Source organism: Paeniroseomonas aquatica, assembly GCF_030409335.1.
GTDB classification, from domain to species: Bacteria; Pseudomonadota; Alphaproteobacteria; order Acetobacterales; family Acetobacteraceae; genus Belnapia; species Belnapia aquatica.
The window spans coordinates 263-729 of the sequence record NZ_JAUFPN010000082.1; the positions used below are offsets into that span (position 1 = coordinate 263).

The 467-nt window shown below is 63.8% G+C and carries 1 protein-coding gene; it reads right to left on the reverse strand.

The window, feature by feature from the left end; all coding sequences use genetic code 11:
- Positions 1-56: 56 nt before the first annotated feature.
- Positions 57-293: a hypothetical protein gene (locus QWZ14_RS08375; RefSeq protein ID WP_290316179.1), complete on the reverse strand. Its 237-nt coding sequence runs from the start codon at positions 291-293 to the stop codon at positions 57-59.
- Positions 294-467 lie beyond the last annotated feature (174 nt).

Consider the following 467-nt stretch of genomic DNA (forward strand, 5'->3'; position numbering starts at 1 on the left):
CCGCTACGAGAGTCATGGGAGCTGTATCAGCTCATCACAGCGATGTCGCTGGCCTCTCAGTGAGACTCGGCGTAGCGGACACCCTCGGCGTCCCACGCCAGCCACTCCCGGCCGTCGTCATCGACGATCACGCAGAAACCCCACTGAGTAACCTCCGGCCGCTCCGGGGGCGCGTATCCGAGGCTCTGGATACGGTCGGTGAAGACGGGCCCGGTGTCATCGGTGTCGTCGTAGGCGGCGACCAACTCAGCGTTGCGCGCCTGGTCCTCGGTGACCTTCGGGTGTTCATTCATCGCAGTGCCTCCCCGGTACCCGTGATCTTCTTCCGTAGCCGAAGTCGGCCTTCGGTGTCGCAGACCTTCACAATGAGCTCTGTGCGCGGCTTGAGGTAGTGCGCGGTGTTGGTCTTGCAGCCGTTCCCATCATGGTCGCACGGCTCGGCGTTCAAGAACAGTACCGCGCGCTGC

Excerpts from the sequence above, each read along its gene's own strand:
- QWZ14_RS08375 (WP_290316179.1), bottom strand. The coding sequence starts at position 293 with ATGAATGAACACCCGAAGGTCACCGAGGACCAGGCGCGCAACGCTGAG.